This window comes from Campylobacter sp. 2018MI34 (genome assembly GCF_016598975.1).
Taxonomy (GTDB): Bacteria; Campylobacterota; Campylobacteria; order Campylobacterales; family Campylobacteraceae; genus Campylobacter_D.
Map to the genome: position 1 here is coordinate 1 of NZ_JAENKS010000081.1, position 491 is coordinate 491.

1 pseudogene is annotated in these 491 nt (G+C 25.1%); it reads right to left on the reverse strand.

The features are described 5' to 3' along the window. A pseudogene (locus JG676_RS07810) lies at positions 1–491 on the reverse strand (AMP-binding protein); the annotation flags it as partial.

Genomic DNA, 491 nt, shown 5'->3' on the forward strand with positions numbered 1-491 from the left:
CTATCGATCTTACCATTTTGATTGAGTTTAAAACTATCTAGTCTTATAAAACGTTTAGGTATCATATAAGCATTTAATTTATCTTTTAAAAAAGCTTTTAAATTAAGTTCTTTTTCACTTTCATAAAAACAAATAATCTCTTCTTTGAAAATACAAGCAGCATTTTTAATTTCTAAATGAGAATTTATAACACTCTCTATCTCTCCTAGTTCTATTCTATGTCCCATATATTTGATTTGATTATCTTTTCTTCCAAAACATAAAAGCTCTCCTAGCTCATTATAAGCTACAATATCCCCTGTTTTATAAAGCAAATCTAAATAATTATTATGTAAAGGATTTTGTATAAAAGCTTCTTTTGTTTTTTTGCTATCATTATAATAACCTAGTGATAAACAAGTTCCCCTTATATAAAGTTCTCCTTTAATACCTATTTCTTTAGGACTAATAAAATTCATATTTTCATCAAAGACTAAAAGCTCGGTATTTTT